Genomic DNA, 3,071 nt, shown 5'->3' on the forward strand with positions numbered 1-3,071 from the left:
GGTCGGCCGCAGCTCGCAGCCGGTCAGGGTGATCTCCAGGCCGGCGGCGGAGGCCGGGTTCCCCACCAGGCGGTTGGCCAGCGCCAGCGCCGCCGGGTCCAGTGCCCCCGACCCGGGGTACGCCGACGATGCGCGTACCCAGGCCGGCCGAGGTCCTGGACGGTGGTGAGCGGGCCGGCCCGGCGTACCTCGATCACGTCGATCACGCGGCCACCAGCCGGACCCGGATGCCCGGGGTGAGCCGGGCCGGCGGGTCGGCGCGCACGTCGAACAGGGTCAGCTCGGTGCGCCCGACCAGCAGCCACCCGCCCGGTGAGGCGGTCGGGTAGATCCCCGCGTACGGCCCGGCGAGCGCCACCGACCCGGCCGGCACCCGGGTACGCGGGCTGGGCAGCCGGGGCACCGCCCACTCCGGCGGCAGTCCGGTCAGGTACGCGAACCCGGGCGCGAAACCGCAGAACGCCACCCGGAACTCCGTTTCCCGCAGTCGTCGCACCACCTCGGGCACGGTCACGCCCCAGTGCCGGGCGACGACGGGCAGGTCCTCCCCGTCGTACCCGGTGGGGACCTCGACCTCGGCGGCGGCGGCCGGGGCGGCGACCGGTGGTGGGGTCCACCCGGCGAGCCGCGCGGCGACGGCCGCCGGGTCCGGTACGCCGTCGAGCAGGACCGTCGCCGCAGCCGGGACGATCTCGACGGCGCTCAGCTCGCCGGCGTCGCGGCGGCGCCACAGCTCGGCACGCCACGCCTCCACCTGGCCGGGGTCGTCGCAGTCGAGCAGGAGAGCGTGTCGGCCGACGGGTCGGATCCGCATCCCGCCATCCTCCCCGATCGATCCGACGACCAGGGCCCGCGCACATGCGACGCGGCGGTGACCAGACGCACTACCCGCAGGTAACCTACGGTGTCGTAACCTGTATCCGTGACCACCTCCGCACCGCTCCGGCTCAAGCCGGTCGACATCGGGAAGCCCCGGATGCGCGGCTGGCTGCACACCTACGCCTTCTTCGTCGCGCTCGTCTGCGGCATCGTCCTGTGCGCGATCGCAGCCACCCGCCCGGGCTGGGCACCCCTGGTGAGCTGCCTGATCTACAGCCTCACCGTCTGCGGGCTCTTCGGCACCAGCGCCCTCTACCACCGGCGGGTGTGGTCGGAGCGGGGCTACCAGATCATGCGCCGGCTGGACCATTCGATGATCTTCGTGTTCATCGCCGGCACCTACACGCCGTTCTGTGCGCTGCTGCTCGACCGCCGGATGGCCACCATCATGCTCAGCGTGGTCTGGGGCGGGGCGCTGGCCGGCGTGGCGCTGAAGCTGGTCTGGCCGCACGCGCCCCGCTGGGTGTCCGCGCCGCTCTACCTGGCACTCGGCTGGGTCTCGGTGGCGATGCTGCCGCAGATCCTGCACCAGGGCGGGGTGACCGCGCTGGTCCTGCTCGCCGTCGGCGGCGCGGTCTACAGCGTCGGCGCGGTCTTCTACGCGCTGCGCCGGCCGAACCCGTGGCCCACCGTCTTCGGCCACCACGAGTTCTTCCACGCCTGCACCCTGCTCGCGGCGCTCTGCCACCACATCGCCATCTACTTCGCGCTCTTCGCCTGAGCCCGAAGCTCCCCCGGACATGACGCGGGGCCCCTTGCGGGGCCCCGACGTCTGCTTGCGGGGATCAGGCCGGGTAGCCGGGGCGGCGCACCTCGCGGTACTCCTCCCGCACCACCCGGTCGTCCTGCACCGGCACGACCCGGTCGGCCACCACCCGGTCCTCGCGCACCGGGGTGGCCACCACCGTACGGCGGCGGGTGTTCCAGAAGTAGAGGGTGGTGAGCAGCCCGGCGAGGCCGGCGAGCATCAGCACCCAGCCGACGACGTTCAGGTTGAGCCATCCCAGGTTCGCGTCGATGGCGAACGCGAAGATCGCGCCCAGCGCGATGAGGAAGATGCTGGCACCGATGCCCATGATGTCGCCTCCTTGGCATGTCCACTGGCGTATCCGACCCGCCGCGGCCATCGGTGAGCGTGCGGCACACATCGACTTACCCAGACGCTCCGATCGCCAATCAGGCAAGCTGGGCGCATGACGGACGCCCACGCCGAGGAACGGACCCTGGTGCTGCTCCGGCACGCCAAGGCCGAACTACCCGCCGGGGACGCCCCGGACGTCGAACGCCGCCTGACCGCGCGCGGGCACGCCGACTCGGCCGCCGCCGGAGCCTGGCTGGCCCGGCACGGCCTGCTGCCTGAGGTGGTGCTCTGTTCGTCATCCCGGCGCACCCGGCAGACCTGGCACGACGTGGCGATGGGCATGACGGGATCCCCGCCGGAAGGGGGACCGGCGGGGTCGTCACCCGTGGTGCGCTACGAGCCGACCGCGTACGAGGCGCAGCCGCACGAGCTGCTCGCCCTGGTCCGGGCGGCCGAGCCGACGGCCCGGACGGTCCTGCTGATCGCCCACAATCCCGGCATCTCGCTGCTGTCGGCGCTGCTCGACCCGGAACGGGCGGATCCCGAGGGGCTGCGGACCACCGACCTGGTGGTGCACCGGGCCGCGACGCCGTGGGCGGACCTGGCACCGGGCGGCGCGGCGATCGTGAACCGCCACACCGCCCGCGGCTGAGCCGGTAGGTCTTCCCCGGACCGCACCTCCGGGTAGGCAGCGCGTGGACGGCAGCGCGGGCGGCGGGTCAGGACGGTGGCGCGGTGGGCGGCGGCGGGTCGGGCGGTGGCGGCATCATCGCGGTCGGATGGGAGAGGCGGTTCTCCTCCACGATCAGCGTGCGTGCCCGCTTGCGCCGGTCCTGCCAGAACCAGAGCGTGGTGAGCAGTACGGCCAGCCCGGCCAGGATGAACACCCAGCCGACCGCGCGCAGGTCGATCCACCAGACGTTGGCCCGGATGGCGAAGGTCATGATCGCGCCCAGCGCGATGAGAAAGATTCCGCTACCAATGCCCATGTGCGCTGCACCCACGAGCGGCGGTGCCGGCGGGTGGAACAGCGACCAGACGGCCCACGCCGCCGTGATCGTCACCGTCGGCGCGGAGCTCAAGGTGCCGCCACGCGGGTGGGTCATCGCCC

5 protein-coding genes and 1 pseudogene are annotated in these 3,071 nt (G+C 73.3%); 2 read left to right on the forward strand and 4 right to left on the reverse strand.

The features are described from left to right. Positions 1-197 (reverse strand): annotated as a pseudogene (locus tag JNW89_RS32690) (allophanate hydrolase subunit 2 family protein); the annotation flags it as partial. 5 nt (positions 198-202) lie between these two features. Beyond that, on the reverse strand, positions 203-814 hold the full coding sequence (locus tag JNW89_RS32695) for an allophanate hydrolase subunit 1 (RefSeq protein ID WP_238451987.1): 612 nt from the start codon (positions 812-814) through the stop codon (positions 203-205). A gap of 108 nt (positions 815-922) precedes the next feature. On the opposite strand from JNW89_RS32695, the gene JNW89_RS32700 reads away from it, so the two are divergent. Beyond that, positions 923-1,600, forward strand: coding sequence for a hemolysin III family protein (locus JNW89_RS32700; protein ID WP_238451988.1), 678 nt, complete (start codon positions 923-925; stop codon positions 1,598-1,600). A gap of 64 nt (positions 1,601-1,664) precedes the next feature. Here the strand turns inward: JNW89_RS32700 and JNW89_RS32705 are convergent, their stop codons facing one another. After that, the gene (locus tag JNW89_RS32705) at positions 1,665-1,955 is read right to left on the reverse strand and encodes a DUF6458 family protein (RefSeq protein ID WP_238451989.1); all 291 of its coding nucleotides are present in this window, start codon (positions 1,953-1,955) and stop codon (positions 1,665-1,667) included. A 117-nt stretch (positions 1,956-2,072) separates the two neighbouring features. On the opposite strand from JNW89_RS32705, the gene JNW89_RS32710 reads away from it, so the two are divergent. Beyond that, positions 2,073-2,612, forward strand: coding sequence for a histidine phosphatase family protein (locus tag JNW89_RS32710; protein WP_238451990.1), 540 nt, complete (start codon positions 2,073-2,075; stop codon positions 2,610-2,612). Positions 2,613-2,679: 67 nt separating this feature from the next. Here JNW89_RS32710 and JNW89_RS32715 read toward each other — a convergent pair whose 3' ends face one another. Beyond that, entirely contained in the window at positions 2,680-2,949 is a 270-nt protein-coding gene (locus JNW89_RS32715; RefSeq protein WP_067300694.1) for a DUF6458 family protein, read from the reverse strand. Positions 2,950-3,071 lie beyond the last annotated feature (122 nt).

The sequence above is a fragment of the Micromonospora sp. 4G55 genome (genome assembly GCF_016803375.1).

Excerpts from the sequence above, each read along its gene's own strand:
- JNW89_RS32695 (WP_238451987.1), bottom strand. The coding sequence starts at position 814 with ATGCGGATCCGACCCGTCGGCCGACACGCTCTCCTGCTCGACTGCGAC.
- JNW89_RS32705 (WP_238451989.1), bottom strand. The coding sequence starts at position 1,955 with ATGGGCATCGGTGCCAGCATCTTCCTCATCGCGCTGGGCGCGATCTTC.
- JNW89_RS32710 (WP_238451990.1), top strand. The coding sequence starts at position 2,073 with ATGACGGACGCCCACGCCGAGGAACGGACCCTGGTGCTGCTCCGGCAC.
- JNW89_RS32715 (WP_067300694.1), bottom strand. The coding sequence starts at position 2,949 with ATGGGCATTGGTAGCGGAATCTTTCTCATCGCGCTGGGCGCGATCATG.